We start from the raw sequence: 17567 nt of genomic DNA, 5'->3' as shown, positions 1-17567 counted from the left end.
ATGTCTCGAATCCGGGCGGTGCTTGCCCGTTTTCCTGACGGGACGCGGCCGAACGTGCCGGGTCCTGAACCTTTCGATTCCCTTCGCAATTGGTTATGCTGCGGGACGATTAAAAAACGACGAGAGAACGCGCCGTTCCCGACGGAACTGGTGCGCCGTTTCCGACATGAACCTGAAACGACTGATGGGGCGGTCAAGCCTCCCGGATTGCGAGGGCGATCCGGCATCGATGGCATGCACGCCCCGCGATGCGGTGCGACCCGCGCGTATCCGCGGCAAGGCCCGCATCGGCAACGCGGCGGTGGCCGCCGCGCTGCTGGCCGGCGCGGCGTTCCTTTGCGTCCCGGCCTTCGCCGCCCCGGCCGACGCCGGCGATGGCGCGATTCCGTCGGTAGCCAATGCGCCGTCGGCCTGCACGAACGTGGCTGCCGCAGCCTCCTATCCCGTGGCCCACGACCCCGAAGCGGCGCCGCCGCTGACAGGCCGCGTGACCGACATGACGGGCGTGCTCAGTGTCGCCTGTGCGTCCGAATTGACCGACCGTCTCGCCGATCTCGAGCGCCGGCTCGGCCTGCAGATGGCGATCCTGCTGGTCGGGTCGACCGGCCACGCGACCATCGAGCAGTTCGCGACCACGGTGTTCGAGAAATGGCGTCTCGGCGAGAGCAAGATCGACAACGGTTTGCTGCTGGTCGCCGCACTGAACGATCGCACCGTCCGGATCGAGGTCGGATACGGCCTCGAAGGCGCGATTCCGGACATCGTCGCAGGGCGAATCATCCGCGAGCGCATCGTGCCGGCGTTTCGCGAGAAGCGTATCGAAGCCGGCGTGAGCGATACGGTCGATGCACTGGTGCGGGAGATGACGCCGCCGCAAATGGCGGCGTCGGATAGCGCACTGCCCGACGAGGACGCTCGGCGCGCGGCGTCCGGCGATGCGAAGCGGCTGTCGAACGGCTTGCCGGAGACTCCCCCCGACGACGTCGGGAGCTTCCTGTTCTGGTTGCTGCTCGGCCTGACCGGCGTCACGCTGGGTGTCGTCACCGAATGGCGCAAGCTGCGTTGGCAGGTGATGTTGCCGGCCAGCTTTCTCGTCGCGACGATCGTGCCGGCTGCGATGTTGCCGGTCGGCGCGATTTTCCGAGGCGATCTGGAAGCGATCCTGGGTGCGCTGGCGATCGTCCCGACGAGCATCGGTGTCGGTGCGTGGCTGCTCGGTATCGGCGTCGTTCGCTCGGCACGCGTGCGCAAGAATACGGCGATCATCGGCGGGACGTTGCTGGCGTTGATCGGGATCGGGCATCTGATGGGATATTCGCCCGGCGAGGTTCTGGTGGCGGTCTTCTGCGTGGTGGTGGCGATCCTGTGGATCGTCGAAAAACTGACGGGCAGCGATGGGTCGTCATCCAGCTCCACGTCCTCGTCTTCGTCTTCGTCCTTCAAATGGCCATCGTCCGGCTCGGGCTCGTCCAGCTCCAGTTCCAGTTCGTCCGACTCATTCACCGGCGGTGGCGGCTCGAGCGGCGGCGGCGGGGCATCGGGCCGCTGGTAACCGCCGTGCGCGGCGCGTGCGCGAACGTTTCTTTTCAACTTACCGCTCCAGCCGGAGCGTTCAACCGGAAGTCACAAACAATGAAATGGTTTCGAATCCTGCTCGTGTGCTGCGTGCTCGCGCCGCTCGCCGGTTGCGGCTACAACGCGATCCAGTCGTCGGATGAGGACGTTAACGCCGCGTGGTCGGAGGTGCTGAACCAGTATCAGCGTCGTGCCGACCTCGTGCCGAACCTTGCCGCGTCGGTGAAGGGCTACGCGTCGCACGAGCAACGCGTGCTGACCGAGGTGGCGTCGGCCCGCGCGCGCGTGGGCAGCGTGCAGATGACGCCGGAGATGGCAAAGGATCCCGCCGCGTTGGCGGCGTTCGATCAGCGGCAGGGTGAACTATCGGGCGCGCTGAGCCGGCTGATGGTGGTGTCGGAGCGATATCCGGAGCTGAAGGCGAACGAGGCGTTTCGCGATCTGCAGACGCAGCTCGAAGGCACCGAAAACCGCATCGCGGTCGCGCGCGGCCGCTACATCAAGACGGTGCAGCAGTACAACGTGCAGATCCGCCAGTTCCCGGGTGTCGTGATCGCGCGGATCTTCGGCTATCAGCCGCGCCCGAACTTCAGCGTCGCGAACGAATCCGCGATTTCGACCGCGCCCGTCATCGACTTCTCCAATCAGCCGCCGAAGACGAACGCAGCCGGTCAGTAAGCGGCCTGCCCGCGCACTCAGGGCTTGCGCGCGGCCGGCTTCGCGAACGCCCCGCGCACCTCGAAGCCGATCGCATCCGCCACGTTGCCGCGCGCGTCGACGAGTTCCAGCCGGTGCCTTCCCGGCCACGGCATCCACGCGAGGCGGTCGGCGTGCCCGATCACCTTGTCGTCGAGCCGCCACGCGAACCGCGCCGCATGCCCGGAAGACCGCTCGAACCAGATCCGCTGGTTCTTCGGCGGAATGTCCGGGTCGATCGCGAAGATCGTGCCGTCGGTCGGCGCACCGATCGTCAGCGGTGCGCGCGCGCCGTCCTTGCCCGGCGTGACGGGCGCCGCGAGCCGGATCGTGTCGAGCGCCGTGCCCGCGATGAACCACTCGTCGCGCGACGGCTCGACGTCGCGCTCGAACGTGATGCGGCGCGTTTCGACACCGGCCGGCGGACGTGGCGCGCGGCTCGGCAGGTCGCGGTGCAGGTAGCCGACGACGGCCGACCACACGGGCGACGCGCCCGTCACCCCTGACACGTCCCACATTGGCGAGCCGTCCGCATTGCCGACCCACACGCCGACCGTATAGCGCGATGTGAAGCCCACCGTCCAGTTGTCGCGCATGTCCTTGCTCGTGCCGGTCTTCACCGCCGAGAAGAAGCGCGTCGCGAGCGGATTGTCGAAGCCGAATGTGCGCACGCGCGCGTTGTTGTCGGAGAGGATGTCGGTGACGACGAAGCTGGCTGCTTCGCTGAATACGCGCGTGCCGTTGTCCGTGCGCCCCGATCCCGATATGCCGGACGTGGGCGACGGCGCGGGCAAGTCGACGATCTTGCGCGCGACACCGCCGTTCGCGAGCGCGCGATACGCGTTGGTCAGCGACAGCAGCGTGACGTCCGCGCTGCCGAGCGCAAGGCTGAAGCCGTAGTAATCGCCTTCCTGCGCCAGCGGCAGGCCGAGCGCGGTCAGCGTGCGCGCGAAGCGGTGCGGCGTGACGAGCACGAGCGTGCGCACGGCCGGCACGTTCAGCGAGCCGCCGAGCGCGCTGCGCACGCTCACCCAGCCCTTGAAATCCTTGTCGTAGTTCTGCGGAATGTAGAGTCCGCCACCGGCCGCGAGGTTGATCGGTGCGTCGTCGAGCAGCGATGCGGCGGTCAGCCGTTTCTCGTCGATCGCCTGCGCATAGAGGAACGGCTTGAGCGTCGAGCCGGCCTGGCGCGGCGCGAGCACGGCGTCGACGTCGCGCGCGCTCGACAGCGCCCCCGACGAACCGACCCATGCGCGAATCTCGCCGGTCGCGTTGTCGATCACGACGACCGCGCCGTCCTGCACGTTGCGCCGGTGCGCGGGCGCGTTGAGCTCGGTCAGCGCGCGCGTCAGCGTGTCGCGCGCGAAGCGCTGCAGCGGCGCATCGAGCGTCGTGCGCACCTGCGCGCCGGCCGCCGGTCTGACTTCGGCCGCGATGCGGCGCGCGAAGTGCGGGGCGAGGGCGGCGCCGTCGTCGCGCACGGCGTTGGCCGGGCGTGCGATCACGAGCTGCACGTAGCCGTCGAGCGATGCGCACGCCTGTTCCGCGTGCATGTCGCGCAGGATCCGGCACGCACGCTCGGCGACCTTCGCGCTTGCCGCGTTGGGAGCCCGCACCAGCGCGGCCGCGATCGCGGCTTCACGCGCGTCGAGGCCGGACGGCGCCTTGCCGAACAGCACCTGCGACAGCGCGGCGAGCCCGACCGTCTCGCCGCGGAACGGCACGAGATTCAGGTAGGCCTCGAGGATCTGGTCCTTGCGCCAGCCGCGCTCGAGCAGCAGCGCGTTCATCGCCTGCGTGGCCTTCTGCGGCAGCGAGCGCTGGCCTGAGCGGCGCGGCGAATCGCTGAGCAGCCCGGCGAGCTGCATCGTCACGGTCGACGCGCCGCGCGTGCGCTCGTTCCACAGATTGCCCCACGCCGCGCCGGCGATCCCGCGCCAGTCGACGCCACTGTGTTCGTAGAAACGCTTGTCCTCGGACACGACGATCGCCTCGCGGAATGCGGGCGACACGTCGGCGAGCGATACCCAGTCGCCGCGCCGTTCGGTGAGGTCGACGCGCGTGCGCTGCAGCGGCGTGCCGTCGCGCGCGAGCAGCACCCAGTCGGAACTGCGCCAGTTGCGGCGCACGTCGTCGTAGCCGGGCAGCGCGTGCGCGACCAGCGGCGCGCCGAGCACGACGGCGACGAATACGCGGCCGGCGAAACGCACCGGCCGCGGCAATACACGATCGATCATCACGTACTCGTTACTTGCCCGCGTCGGCCGGCTTCACGGTCATCGGCGGGTTCGGCCACAGGCCGTATACGGACGGCGCGTACAGCGCCTCGACGCGCGTCGGCGGCAGCCCGAAGGTGCCGACGTTGTTCAGCCGCACCGTGTATTCGACCGAGAGTTTGCCCTTCGGCAGATAGTCGTAATACGCGCGGTAGCCGTCGAAGTCGCGTTCGATGAACGCCGGCCACGCGCCGTCCGGGGATTTTTCGCCCTGCGTCGCGGCTTCGGAGTCGCGGCCGAGGCCGGAGCCGAGGATCGTCGCGCCGGACGGGATCGGATCGTTGACGACGACCCACGTCATGTCGCTCTGCGCATCGATGTCGAGATGCACGCGCACGACGTCGCCGCGCGTCAGCACGCCCTTGACGGCGGGCGACACGGGCGTGACCGTCTTCGTGATCCGGTAGCCGGCCGCGAACGGCGCGCGCAGCGGAACGGCCGCGAGGCTTTCGACGGTCGCCCACGGGCGGCCCGTTCCGTCCTGGATGACGGACAGCGTGGCCGGCGCCTGCGCCGCACGCGGCCACGGCATCAGCACGCTGCGCGCGGCGGCGGCGCGGGTCGCGGCGGTGGCCGACGCGGGGGCGTCGGCGGGCGCCGGCGGCTGCGACCAGGAAATCGCGCGCTCGTTGCCGCCGAGCGCGACCTTCGTCGTGCCCGCCACCGGCGTGCTCTCGTAGGTGCGCGAGAAGCGTTCGATCGCGAGCTGGCCGAGCGCGTTCGACGTCGTCGTCTGCCATGCGCCCTGGCGTTGCAGCGCGAGGAGGCCGGTCGCGATGCGCGGCATCTCGTCCTTCCACGCCGGGTCGCCCGCGAATTCCAGCGCGAGACGCGCGGCGTTGGTCTCGTTGCTCGTCATCAGCCACCACAGATCGTCGTCGCGCGCGGTCGAGAACACGAGCTGCGTGCCCTGGTACGTGAGGCGCGCACGCAGGATCTGCTCGACCTGCGCGCGTTTCTCGTCACGCTGCGGGATGTCCTTCACACGCGTGAGGATCGCGTGATAGTCGATCACCGCCGACGTCGGCCACTGGTTCGGTGCGATCTCGATCGAACCGAGCATGCGGCCCTGCGCTGCACCGTAACGCGACAGCGCCTCGATCGCGGCGAGCTTGCGCAGATCGCGATCCTGGCGCGGCGCCCACGCGTTGCGCTCGATGCGGCCATCGACGAAGCGTGCGAGCCCGGCCTCGAGCTGCGTGCGCAGGTCTTCCGGCAGCGCGAAGCGCGCGTCGAGGCGTGCGGCCTCGTCGGCGACCACGAGCAGGTAAGACGACAGCGTCGGGCTGCCGTAGTGTGCATCGTCGGACGACGGCGGGAAGTAGCTCGCGAGGCCATCGCTGTCGAGGTACACCGGCATGCGTGCAACCAGCGCCTGCCATTGCGCGGCGTCATGAAGGCCGATCGCGCGCGACGTCTGCTGTTCGAGGCAGCGGTACGGATAGCGCTCGAACCAGCGCCGCACGCCGGGCAGGCCGTCGGCGAGCTTCGACTGCAGCGACACGGCGATGCCGCCGCGCGGCGCGCCCTGTGCGTTGTTGATGGCGCCGGCCGGAGCCGACACGGGCACCGTCAGCGTGCCGTCGACCTGCGTGAGCGTAGCCTGCTGCACGGTGACCGGCAGCGCGGGCACGACCTTCTGCGCGACGGCGAGCGCATCGGACGCGCGCTTGCCACCTTGCTCGGCCGCCTCGATGCGCCAGTTCAATGCGCCGGCCGCGTCGAGCGCCTGCTCGGGCACGGTGATCGTCCATGCAACCTCCGTCGCCGCATTGGCCGCGAGCGACACGGTTTGCGGCGCGACGTCGAGGCCCGTCACGCGCGGCGTCACGACGACCTGCATCGCGCGGTCGGTCGTGTTGCGCAGCGTGACCTGCGCGCGGAACGCATCGCCTTCACGCACGAGCGGCGGCAGTCCGGAGATCAGTTGCAGATCCTGGGTGCTGCGAATCGACGTGCTGCCGGTGCCGAAGCGATCGGGGCCGACCGCCGCGATCGCGACGATCCGGAAGCGCGTGAGCGCGTCGTTCAGCGGCACTTCGACGGTCGCGCTGCCGTTCGCGTCGAGCGTCACGCGCGGGTTCCACAGCAGCAGCGTGTCGAACAGCTCGCGTGTCGGCGAGCTGCCGCCGCCGCCGCCCGCCGGCACGGCCTTGCGGCCGAAGTGGCGGCGGCCGACGATTTCCATCTGCGCGGTGGCCGTCTCGACACCGTACGCGCGTCGCTGCAGCATCGCGTCGAGCAGGTCCCAGCTGTTGTTCGGCATCAGCTCGAGCAGCGCCTCGTCGACGGCCGCGACCGCGATCTGCGTGCCGGCTGGCGCCGGCTGGCCGTTCGGCAGCGTGACCTTCACGTGCGCCTGCGCCTTGCTGCGCACCGTGTACCGCGTCGCGTCCGTCGTCACGGACACGCCGAGACGATGCACGCCCGTGCCGACCTTGATCTCGCCGAGGCCATAGCGGAACGCGGGCTTCGACAAATCGACGAACGCGGTCGGCGCTTCATAGTGACGGCCTTCGCGCCAGAACGCGCGGGCCCATTCGACCGGCGCCTTCCAGCCCCAGGTGAAGAACGAGTACCACGGCACTTCGCGAATTCGGCCGCGCAACGCGAGCACCGACACGTACACGTTCGGCCCCCACGATTCGCCGACCTTCAGGTCGACGGTCGGGTTCTTGCCGTTGAGTTCGACGATGTGCGTTTCCATCACGCCGCCGCGTTCGACCGCGACGAGCGCGGTTGCGTAGCGGAACGGCATGCGGACCTGGAAGCGGGCCGTTTCGCCCGCCTCGTAGGACGTCTTTTCCGGGATCACGTCGATCCGGTCGGTGTTGTCGCCGCCGAACCAGAGTTCGTCCTCGCGCGTGACCCAGACGGACGTCGACGCATTCGACGTGCGGCCGTCGCCGTCCTTCGCGACCGCGATCAACTGGATGTTGCCGGCCTGTTCGAGCGTTGCGTCGCAGGCCATGCGGCCCTTGTCGTCGGTCTTGCCCGAGCACAGCACGCCGAGGTCGCGCGTGTCGCTCTTGTTGTCGTATGCGTAGAAGCCGCCGACCATCCGCTTGCGCGACGACGTCGTGATGTGCGCGACGCCCTTGATCTCGACCGCCACCGACGCGCGCGGCTTGCCCTGCAGGTCGACCGCGAGCGCCTGCACCGGCACGCGCTGGCCGACCGACACCCAGCGGCCGGCCTTGATGCCGGCCACGACCGCGGCCGGCCACAGGATCGTGTCGCCGCGGATCGTCTGTACTTCGCCGTTCGGGTCCGCGAACGTCGCCTCGAGCGCGATGCGCTTCGGCGCGTCGACGTCGGGCAGGCCCTTGAGCGTGACTGTGCCGGCGCCGTTGCGGTCGAGCGTCAGCGGCAGCTTGTCCGCGATCAACCGGGTCGCGTCGGGATCGTTGTTCGCGGCCGATGCGCTGTCGCCGTCCTGCGCATCGTCGTCGGCATTGCCGTCGCTGCGCTCCGGACGATACGGCGTGAAGCTGAAGTCCTCGAAGCGATCCGCGAACGGCGGCGACGCCCACTTCATCAGCGCCGACACCTGCACGGGCAGGTTCGATGCGCCGCCGCCCGACACGTAGTCGATCTGCACCGCGAGCGGCGCTTCCTTGACCGCGACGAGCGGGCTCTTCTGCGCGTCGCGCGCGCCGATCGACCCCTTGAGCACCGGCAGGCGGAATGCCTCGACACGGAAGCTGCCGCTGTAGTAGCTGGCGGTCGGTGCATCGTCGGGGCCGCCTTCGAGCGAGACGCTGTATTCGCCGAGCTTCGCCGCGGGCGGCAGCGTGAATCGCGTGTCGGCGCTGTGGTCGGCGGACCACGTGAGCGGCAGCTTGTAGGTCTGGTCGGAGCCGAGATGGCGGATCGTCACGCGCGTCGGGTATTGCGCCGGATACGCGAGGCTCTGCAGCGTCTCGGTGCGCAGGAAGTGTTTCATCGACACGGTTTCGCCGGCACGCAGCAGCGTGCGGTCGAATACGGTATGCGCGCGCACGGTCGGCGCGCTGTCGGTGTCGGTCGGCACGTTGAAGCGCCACGATTCGATCCCGCGGTTCCAGTTCGAGCTGACGAACGCCATGTCCGGGCCCGTCCTGGGATCGTCGACGCGTGCCGACACGAAGTAGTCGTCGAAGCGCTCCGACTGGCTGCATTCGTGCTTCGGCTCGAATGCACCGTCGATCTTCAGCAGGCCGTGCACATCGGTCTTGCCGGACGCGATTTCGTCTCCGTTGCAATCCGACACGCGGATTCGCGCGTTCGGCACGGGCTTGCCCTTGTCGAGCGTCGTGACCCACACGAGGTTGTTCTCGCGGCCCTGTTTCAGATGCACGCCGAGGTTCGTGACGAGCACGGTGGTACGTACGTACATGCTCGACGGCTTCGCGAGCAGCGAGCGGCCGAGCGCGGGCGACGCGAGTTCGAGCACGTAGAAGCCGGGTTTTTCGATCGGCACGCCGACGACCTCGAACGGACGCAGCGCCTTCGGATCAGCCTTCGGCAACGTCAGTGCCTGCGCACCCGGCTCTCCGGCGAGCAGCGACAGCGAGCGCACGTCGATGCGACGGTTCTGCGGCGCGGGCATCTTTTCGCCGGCCTGGAGCGGCACGTAGACGGGGTGCTGGCCCTTGCGACGGAGCAGGCCCGGGATGCGCTCGTCGATCGTGCCGGCCGTCATCGACCAGTTGTCGAAGCGCTCGACGGTGCGCATCCATTGACGAATCGCGGTGTCGTCGTCGACTTTCAGGTTCGAGAATTGCGCGCCGCTCGTGTTGAGGCCCGCGACATGCAGGTCGGCCTCGACGTTGCGCAGCGTGACGGGCACGAGCGCAGGCGTATCCGGTTCGGCGAAACGCTCGACGATCCCGAAGGTGCCCGACGAGAATTTCGCGAGCGGCGGCATCGGCGCGGTGCGCGTCGCGAGCGGGAACAGGTCTGCGTTCGCGAGCGAGCGCTCGGTCACGTCGTGCAGGCCGGACGGCAGCTCGATCGTCAGGTTCGCCTGCGCGGGCAGCGGCGGGTTGAAGGTGACGGTCGTCACTTCGTCGCTGTGATCATCGGCCGCGAAGGTCGGTGAAAGCGAACCGTCAGGGCCGCGCAGCTTGATCGCCTCGGCGTTCTTGCGCGAGATCGCCGCATTGAACGACAGCGTGAGCGGACGCAGCGGCGTGCAGGGCGCCTTCGCATTTTCGCGCTCGCACGAGAAGCTCGCGGCGAACGGCGCGCGCACGGTGAAGTCGAAGCGGCGCTCGGTGTCGTTCGCGATGCCGCTCGGGCTCGCGACGCCCTTGCCGTAGACGAGTTGCATCTTCGCGCTCGCGGGCAGCGCCTGCGCGCACGACAGTGTCAGCACGCGCGCGGCGTCCTTCTTCAGTCCGAAGTGGTCGAGCAGCGCGTTGCGGGTATCGTCGTCGGCGGCCGTGACGGGGATGCGGTTGCCGATGCCGGCCGCTTCGCACCAGATGTTCGCGAGCGCGGAGCGCGGCTCGGCCGGGCCGTTCAGCTTCAGCACGAAAACCTGGCGCTCCTCGATCTCGCGCGAGCCGGGGCGCACTGTCACAGGGAACGGGCCGCCGGTCTGAAACGTGAAGCGGCGCGGGCCGCTGACCGCATTGCCGGCGACCGAGCGCAGCGTGTCGTTGAGCGCGACGGAGCAGCGCACGCCGGGCGGCAGGTCGTTCTCGAAATCGTAGACCCACGTCTTGTCGTCGAGCCAGTGTCCCTGGCCGCGTGCGGCGGTGGAGTCGTTGCAGGTCATGCGCGCGGGACTCGGCGCGGAGGCGGAACCGAACGCGACCATCGGTTCGTCGAACTTGACGACGCTTTGCCGCACTTCGGTGACGGTGCCTTGCGGCGACACGCTCACCGTGCGTGCGGCGCCCGCATGCAGCGACAGTGCCGCGGCAGCGCCGAGCGCCGTGACCGCGCCGATGCGCCAGAGCAGCCGTGTGGTGTGACGGGTTGAATTCGTATTGTTGTGCTTGTCGTGCTGCTTCATCGCTCGATGCCCTCGGAGGGAAGCTTTCTGTTTGATTGCACGCGATTCTAACCGACGCGCATGTGAGCGGATGAATGGAGACGGCGTGTCGCCGGCTTGCGACACGCCGGCATCCCGAAGCAGAATTGTCGCGTCGACGACACAAAAATGCAGCGAAATGTCGATTGTCTCGGATTGCGGAACATTTATTGGACTATAAAAGCATTGTCCAATTCGAATTGTGCGCGTACATTTCAGGGCCGCGCGAAAGTTTGAGAAATATCAAGCGTGGTTTTCCCGAATCCGGTGTTCGAGAGAAGGAAACATGCACAACGACAACACCCCCCACTCGCGTCGCGATCGCGACGCAGCCGCATCCGGCATCACGCGGCGTCAATGGCTGCAAGGCGCACTGGCGCTGACGGCGGCAGGCCTCACCGGCTCGCTGGCGTTGCGAGCCTTGGCCGATAATCCCGGCGCCGCGCCGCTCGATACGTTCATGACGCTCTCCGAAGCACTGACAGGCAAGAAAGGGCTGAGCCGCGTGCTCGGCGACCGCTTCCTGCAGGCCTTGCAGAAGGGCTCGTTCAAGACCGCCGACGGTCTGTCGCAACTCGCCGGCGCGCTCGCGTCCGGTTCATTGAGTCCCGATCAGGAGGCCTCCGCGCTGTCGATTCTCGAAGCGTGGTATCTCGGCATCGTCGACAACGTCGTGATTACGTACGAGGAAGCATTAATGTTCAGCGTCGTATCCGATACGCTCGTGATTCCTTCGTATTGCCCCAACAAACCCGGCTTCTGGGCCGAAAAACCGATCGAGAGGCAAGCCTGATGGCCGATACCGATACGCAAAAAGCCGACGTCGTGGTCGTCGGATCCGGTGTCGCAGGCGCGATCGTCGCGCACCAGCTTGCCATGGCCGGCAAGTCGGTGATCCTGCTCGAGGCAGGCCCGCGCATGCCGCGCTGGGAAATCGTCGAACGCTTCCGCAATCAGCCCGACAAGACGGACTTCATGGCGCCGTACCCGTCGAGCCCGTGGGCGCCGCATCCGGAATACGGCCCGCCGAACGACTACCTGGTCCTGAAGGGCGAGCACAAGTTCAACTCGCAGTACATCCGCGCGGTGGGCGGCACGACGTGGCACTGGGCCGCGTCGGCGTGGCGCTTCATCCCGAACGACTTCAAGATGAAGACCGTGTACGGCGTCGGTCGCGACTGGCCGATCCAGTACGACGACCTCGAGCATTACTACCAGCGCGCGGAGGAAGAACTCGGCGTGTGGGGCCCCGGCCCCGAGGAGGACCTGTACTCGCCGCGCAAGCAGCCGTATCCGATGCCGCCGCTGCCGTTGTCGTTCAACGAGCAGACGATCAAGAGCGCGCTCAACGGCCATGACCCGAAGTTCCACGTGGTGACCGAACCGGTCGCGCGCAACAGCCGTCCGTACGACGGCCGGCCAACCTGTTGCGGGAACAACAACTGCATGCCGATCTGCCCGATCGGTGCGATGTACAACGGCATCGTGCACGTCGAGAAGGCCGAGCAGGCCGGCGCGAAGCTGATCGACAGCGCGGTCGTCTACAAGCTCGAGACGGGTCCGGACAAGCGCATCGTCGCCGCGATCTACAAGGACAAGACGGGCGCCGACCATCGCGTCGAGGGCAAGTACTTCGTGGTCGCCGCGAACGGCATCGAGACGCCGAAGATCCTGCTGATGTCGGCGAACCGCGACTTCCCGAACGGCGTCGCGAACAGCTCCGACATGGTCGGGCGCAACCTGATGGACCACCCGGGCACGGGCGTGTCGTTCTATGCGAGCGAGAAGCTGTGGCCGGGTCGCGGTCCGCAGGAAATGACGTCGCTGATCGGTTTCCGCGACGGTCCGTTCCGCGCGACCGAAGCCGCGAAGAAGATCCATCTGTCGAACATGTCGCGCATCAACCAGGAGACGCAGAAGATCTTCAAGGCCGGCAAGCTGATGAAGTCCGACGAGCTCGACGCGCAGATCCGCGATCGTTCGGCCCGCTACGTGCAGTTCGACTGCTTCCACGAAATCCTGCCGCAGCCCGAGAACCGCATCGTGCCGAGCAAGACCGCCACCGACGCGATCGGCATTCCGCGCCCGGAAATCACCTATGCGATCGACGACTACGTGAAGCGCGGCGCCGTGCACACGCGCGAAGTCTATGCGACCGCGGCGCAGGTGCTGGGCGGCACGGACGTCGTGTTCAACGACGAGTTCGCGCCGAACAACCACATCACGGGCGCGACGATCATGGGCGCGGATGCACGCGACTCGGTCGTCGACAAGGACTGCCGCACGTTCGACCATCCGAACCTGTTCATCTCGAGCAGCTCGACGATGCCGACCGTCGGTACGGTGAACGTGACGCTGACGATCGCGGCGCTGGCGCTGCGGATGTCGGACACGCTGAAGAAGGAAGTCTGACCGTGCGGAAATCTACTCTCACCTTCCTCCTCGCTGGCTGCCTCGCGCTGCCGGGCCTCGTGCGCGCGGCCGACTCGGCCGATCCCGCGCAGATCAAGCGCGGCGAATATCTCGCGGTCGCGGGCGACTGCATGGCCTGCCACACCGCGAAGGGCGGCAAGCCGTTCGCCGGCGGCCTCGGCATGCCGGTGCCGATGCTCGGCAAGATCTATACGAGCAACATCACGCCCGACCCGGACACCGGCATCGGCAACTGGACGTTCGACGACTTCGAGCGCGCGGTGCGTCACGGCGTGTCGAAGAACGGCAACAACCTGTACCCGGCGATGCCTTACGTGTCGTACGCGAAGATCAACGACGACGACGTGCAGGCGCTGTATGCGTACTTCATGCACGGTGTCGAACCGGTCAAGCAGACGCCGCCGAAGAACGAGATTCCCGCGCTGCTGAGCATGCGCTGGCCGCTGAAGATCTGGAACTGGCTGTTCCTGAAGGACGGCGCGTACGCGCCGAAGCCGGCGCAGAGCGCCGAGTGGAACCGCGGCGCGTACCTGGTGCAGGGCCTCGCGCACTGCAGCACGTGCCACACGCCGCGCGGCATCGCGATGCAGGAGAAGTCGCTGGACGAGACGGGCGGCAGCTTCCTGTCGGGTTCGGTCCTCGCGGGCTGGGACGGCTACAACATCACGTCCGACCCGAACGCGGGGATCGGCGGCTGGACCCAGCAGCAACTCGTCCAGTACCTGCGTACCGGCAGCGTGCCGGGCCTCGCGCAGGCGGCCGGTCCGATGGCCGAGGCGGTCGAGCACAGCTTCTCGAAGATGACCGACGCCGACATCGGCGCGATCGCGACGTATATCCGCACGGTGCCGGCGGTGGCCAGCGGCGACGCGAAGCAGTCGCGCTCGTCGTGGGGCAAGCCGGCCGAAGACGGCCTGAAGCTGCGCGGCGTGGCGCTCGCGTCGTCGGGCATCGATCCGGCGCGGCTGTATCTCGGCAACTGCGCGACGTGCCACCAGATGCAGGGCAAGGGCACGCCGGACGGCTATTACCCGTCGCTGTTCCACAACTCGACGGTGGGTGCGTCGAATCCGGCGAATCTGGTGCAGGTGATCCTGAACGGCGTGCAGCGCAAGGCCGGCAGCGAGGACGTCGGCATGCCCGCGTTCCGCAACGAGCTGTCGGATGCGCAGATCGCCGCGCTGGCGAACTACCTGACCGGCCAGTTCGGCAATCCGGCCGCGAAGGTGACCGAGCAGGACGTCGCGAAGGCGCGTTGACGCCGGACGCGACGCGGCACGAAGCAGGGCAACACTGACAAGAGGAGGCGCACAGCACATCGGGCGGACCCCGATGCCGGTTGTTGCAGAGCGGGGCGGGCGGCTGGCAGCCGCCCGTTCTGGTTCACAGGCAATCCGGTGCGCGCGGTTCGCGCACCGCTTTCGTTGATCACACCATGACACCGAATCAACCGTTTCTCGCTTCCCAGCGCGATGTGCTGCTGCTGCTGTCCCGAATCCTGCTCGTGATCCTGTTCGTGATGTTCGGCTGGAAGAAGATCGTCGACTTCTCCGGTACGATCGCGTTCATGGGAAGCGAGGGTGCGCCTGCACCGATCGTTTCGGCGGCAATCTCCGTCGTGATGGAGCTGTTCGCCGGCATCGCGATCCTCGTCGGTTTCCAGACGCGGCCGCTCGCGCTGCTGCTTGCGCTGTATACGATCGGCACCGGCTTGATCGGCCACCACTACTGGACGATGACGGGCGGCGAGCAGATGAACAACATGATTCATTTCTACAAGAACATCGCGATCTCGGGCGGCCTGCTCGCGCTCTGCGCGGCGGGCCCCGGACGTTTTTCGATCGATCGCGGGTAAACGGATCGCCGGCGCGCGCATGGGGCGCGTGTCGGACGGTCGGGACTCCGAGGGGGCATCATTTTGCGACTCAAACATTTCGCATGGCTGATCGTGGCCGCCACGCCGGCGGCCGCGTTCGCACAGACAAGCGTGACGCTGTACGGCCGGATCGACGGCGGCGTCGAATACCTGAACCACATCGCGACGCCCAACGGCAGCTCGACGCGCTGGAGCGCGGAAGGCGGCGACTGGGGCACCAGCATGTTCGGCCTGAAAGGCGTCGAGGATCTCGGCGGCGGGATGTCGACGGTCTTCAACCTGGAAACCGCGTTTCAGGTGATGAACGGCACGACGGGCGGCGGACGCATGTGGTCGCGCCGCGCGTATGTCGGGCTGAAGAGCGACACGTGGGGACAGCTGCAGGCCGGCCGCAACCTGTTCATCGACAGTGATGGCGTGTGGGAATTCGATCCGTTCGTGCAGCAGGCGTTTTCGTCCGCATCGCTCGTGCGCGGGCGCAACTGGCAGCAGAGCAGCAACAACATCGAATATCACAGCCCGGTGATCGGCGGCTTCGACGTGCAGGCGCAATATGCGTTCGGCAACCAGTCGCGCGGCTTCAACTACGGCGCGGCCGACGACTTCGGCCGCTCGGACGGGATCATGATCTCGTACCACTCGCCGGTGCTCGACGTGCGCGGCATCTACGACGAGCTGCGCGACAACAACGGCAAGTTCAGCAATATCTTCACCGCGTCGCGCGAGTATTTCGTCGGCGCGAACGTGAAGGTGTCGAAGTTCAAGATCCAGGGCGCGTATACGCACTACCAGGCGCCGGATAGCCCGGCGGGCGTCGCCGATCGCGCCGATCACTACTGGCTCGGCGCGACCTACACGGCAACGCCGCAGTGGGCCGTGACGGGCGGCGGGTATTACGTGAAGGTCGGTGACGGCGGCGGCGATGCGTCGCACGATCCGTCGGGGCACGCGATCATGTACGTGCTCGGTACGACGTACAACCTGTCGAAGCGCACGTTCCTGTACGGGACGGTCGCGTATGTGCGCAACGGCGGCAACTCGAACTTCTCGCTGCTCGCGTCGCCGCGCGACGCGACGTCGGGCACGAGCCCGATGACGGGCGAGTCGCAGACGGGCGCGTATGTCGGGATGATGCATACGTTCTGATCGAGGCGTAGCGCACGCAAGGCACGGGTGACGGTGGCCCGTGCCTTGTTGCGTTTACGGCGACGGACGGTCCTCTGACGCTGCCGGTTCATGTGAGCAGTGTCGATCACACAAAAGGAAAGACCCCGTCGAAACCGGCGGGGTCGGTGGATCGACGACGTTGCGGCCGCGCACGTGCCGCGCATCGCCCGTCAGTTAATCGAGCGCCTTCCCGGCCTTCTCGTCCATGCAGCGAATGGCGAGCAGCGTCATCGCACCACAGCCGATCGCATACCACGCAGGCGCATTCGGGTTGCCGGTCGCCGCGATCAGCCAGGTCACGAAGAACTGCGCGAAGCCGCCGAAGATCGCGACGCCGACGCTGTAGACGAGCGCACCGCCGGTCGCCCGAACCGCACGCGGGAACAGCTCGCCGAGCATCGCACCGGTCGCGCCGATGTTGATCGCGTGCACGACAGACAGCGCGGCGATGATCGACAGCAGCGACGCGGCGCCTGGCCACCGGTTCAGCGCGATGAACGCGGGGTAGATCGCGGCCATCAGCACGATGCGCGTCCACCAGACGATTCGGTTGCGCCCGTAGACGTCGGACAGGTGGCCGCCGATCGGCGTCACCAGCATCAGGATGGCGCCGGCGACGCAGCCTGCCGTCATCGACAGCCAGGTCGGAAGATGCAGCACCTGCACGCCGTAGATCGCCATGTAGAACACGATGATGTAGTGGATCGACGTGCCGCCGATCGTCACGCCGAGGCCCGCGAACACGGCCTTGCCGTGGTGGCGCAGCACGTCGGCGAGCGGCAGCGACGCGACCGGCTCGTCGTGCGTGGCGGCGTGCGCGGCAGCCGGCACTTCCTCGACGGTCTTGCGCAGCCAGTAGCCGAGCGGTACGAACAGCGTGCCGATGATGAACGGCACGCGCCAGCCCCAGCTTTCGAGCTGCGCGGCATTGAGCGTCGACGTGAGCGCGACGCCGGTCAGCGCGCCGGCGAGCGCGGCGAGCCCCTGGCTCGAGAACTGGAACGACGCGTAGAAGCCGCGGCGGTGCTGCGGTGCCTGTTCGAGCAGCAGCGTCGTCGACGCGCCGACTTCGCCGCCCGATGCGAACCCCTGCAGCAGGCGTGCGAGCACGAGCAGCAGCGGCGCGGCGATGCCGATCTGCGCGAAGGTCGGCGCGACCGCGATCGTCGCGGTGCCGAGCGCCATCAGCAAGAGCGTCAGGATCATCGCCTTCTTGCGGCCGGCGCGGTCGGCATACATGCCGATCACGAGGCCGCCGAGCGGACGCGTGACGAAGCCGACGCCGAAGCTCGCGACCGCGAGCATCAGCTGCCCGAACGACGAGTGGACCGGAAAGAACAGCTTGCCGATCAGGATTGCGAAGAAGCTGTAGACCGTGAAGTCGTAGAACTCGAGCGCGTTGCCGACCGCGGCGGCCGCGATCAGGCGGCGTTTCTTCGCGGCGGCGCGGGCATCGGCCGGCGAGCCGGCGAACGGAAGGGCGGACGTTTCCATGGGGTTCCCCTGCTAAAGCGCGGAACTG

10 protein-coding genes are annotated in these 17567 nt (G+C 67.7%); 7 read left to right on the top strand and 3 right to left on the bottom strand.

Annotation, left to right across the window (positions count from 1 at the left end; all coding sequences use genetic code 11):
* Nucleotides 1-22: 22 nt before the first annotated feature.
* Both BTE28158_RS02075 and BTE28158_RS02070 read left to right on the top strand, forming a co-directional pair.
* The gene (locus tag BTE28158_RS02075; RefSeq protein ID WP_151048797.1) at nucleotides 23-1552 is read left to right on the top strand and encodes a TPM domain-containing protein; all 1530 of its coding nucleotides are present in this window, start codon (nucleotides 23-25) and stop codon (nucleotides 1550-1552) included.
* Nucleotides 1553-1632: 80 nt separating this feature from the next.
* Nucleotides 1633-2253 carry a LemA family protein gene (locus BTE28158_RS02070; protein ID WP_151048798.1) on the top strand — a complete coding sequence of 207 codons (621 nt, stop codon included), beginning with the start codon at nucleotides 1633-1635 and terminating at the stop codon, nucleotides 2251-2253.
* 17 nt (nucleotides 2254-2270) lie between these two features.
* On the opposite strand, the gene pbpC is transcribed toward BTE28158_RS02070, so the two are convergent.
* Together pbpC and BTE28158_RS02060 are read right to left on the bottom strand one after the other, a co-directional pair.
* Nucleotides 2271-4508, bottom strand: a complete 2238-nt coding sequence (gene pbpC, locus BTE28158_RS02065; protein ID WP_174919646.1) for a penicillin-binding protein 1C — start codon at nucleotides 4506-4508, stop codon at nucleotides 2271-2273.
* Nucleotides 4509-4518: 10 nt separating this feature from the next.
* Nucleotides 4519-10551 (bottom strand): alpha-2-macroglobulin family protein, encoded by a 6033-nt coding sequence (locus tag BTE28158_RS02060; protein WP_174919638.1) that lies wholly within the window; start codon nucleotides 10549-10551, stop codon nucleotides 4519-4521.
* Between the two features lie 304 nt (nucleotides 10552-10855).
* Between BTE28158_RS02060 and BTE28158_RS02055 the strand changes: the two genes are divergently transcribed.
* The 5 genes from BTE28158_RS02055 (at nucleotide 10856) to BTE28158_RS02035 (ending at nucleotide 16024) form a co-directional block, all read left to right on the top strand.
* Nucleotides 10856-11362, top strand: a complete 507-nt coding sequence (locus BTE28158_RS02055) for a sugar dehydrogenase complex small subunit (protein WP_124904177.1) — start codon at nucleotides 10856-10858, stop codon at nucleotides 11360-11362.
* Nucleotides 11362-12981: a GMC family oxidoreductase gene (locus tag BTE28158_RS02050; RefSeq protein ID WP_059607234.1), complete on the top strand. Its 1620-nt coding sequence runs from the start codon at nucleotides 11362-11364 to the stop codon at nucleotides 12979-12981. The genes BTE28158_RS02055 and BTE28158_RS02050 overlap by 1 nt, the downstream gene beginning before the upstream one ends.
* Nucleotides 12982-12983: 2 nt before the next feature.
* Nucleotides 12984-14261 (top strand): cytochrome c, encoded by a 1278-nt coding sequence (locus BTE28158_RS02045; RefSeq protein ID WP_151049026.1) that lies wholly within the window; start codon nucleotides 12984-12986, stop codon nucleotides 14259-14261.
* A gap of 176 nt (nucleotides 14262-14437) precedes the next feature.
* The gene (locus tag BTE28158_RS02040; protein ID WP_059607238.1) at nucleotides 14438-14857 is read left to right on the top strand and encodes a DoxX family protein; all 420 of its coding nucleotides are present in this window, start codon (nucleotides 14438-14440) and stop codon (nucleotides 14855-14857) included.
* A gap of 63 nt (nucleotides 14858-14920) precedes the next feature.
* Complete coding sequence (locus BTE28158_RS02035) at nucleotides 14921-16024, top strand: porin (RefSeq protein WP_059533872.1); 1104 nt, start codon at nucleotides 14921-14923, stop codon at nucleotides 16022-16024.
* A 195-nt stretch (nucleotides 16025-16219) separates the two neighbouring features.
* Here the strand turns inward: BTE28158_RS02035 and BTE28158_RS02030 are convergent, their stop codons facing one another.
* Nucleotides 16220-17539: an MFS transporter gene (locus BTE28158_RS02030; RefSeq protein ID WP_124623019.1), complete on the bottom strand. Its 1320-nt coding sequence runs from the start codon at nucleotides 17537-17539 to the stop codon at nucleotides 16220-16222.
* Nucleotides 17540-17567 lie beyond the last annotated feature (28 nt).

The sequence above is a fragment of the Burkholderia diffusa genome, from assembly GCF_902499115.1.
Classification (GTDB): Bacteria; Pseudomonadota; Gammaproteobacteria; order Burkholderiales; family Burkholderiaceae; genus Burkholderia; species Burkholderia diffusa.
Note: the sequence above shows the minus strand (reverse complement) of the source record. Positions and strands in the feature narration are given on the sequence as shown.

Bases quoted from the DNA above. Each gene is read 5' to 3' on its own strand.
- BTE28158_RS02070 (WP_151048798.1), top strand. From the start codon at position 1,633: ATGAAATGGTTTCGAATCCTGCTCGTGTGCTGCGTGCTCGCGCCGCTC.
- pbpC (WP_174919646.1), bottom strand. From the start codon at position 4,508: ATGATCGATCGTGTATTGCCGCGGCCGGTGCGTTTCGCCGGCCGCGTA.
- BTE28158_RS02060 (WP_174919638.1), bottom strand. From the start codon at position 10,551: ATGAAGCAGCACGACAAGCACAACAATACGAATTCAACCCGTCACACC.
- BTE28158_RS02055 (WP_124904177.1), top strand. From the start codon at position 10,856: ATGCACAACGACAACACCCCCCACTCGCGTCGCGATCGCGACGCAGCC.
- BTE28158_RS02050 (WP_059607234.1), top strand. From the start codon at position 11,362: ATGGCCGATACCGATACGCAAAAAGCCGACGTCGTGGTCGTCGGATCC.
- BTE28158_RS02040 (WP_059607238.1), top strand. From the start codon at position 14,438: ATGACACCGAATCAACCGTTTCTCGCTTCCCAGCGCGATGTGCTGCTG.
- BTE28158_RS02030 (WP_124623019.1), bottom strand. From the start codon at position 17,539: ATGGAAACGTCCGCCCTTCCGTTCGCCGGCTCGCCGGCCGATGCCCGC.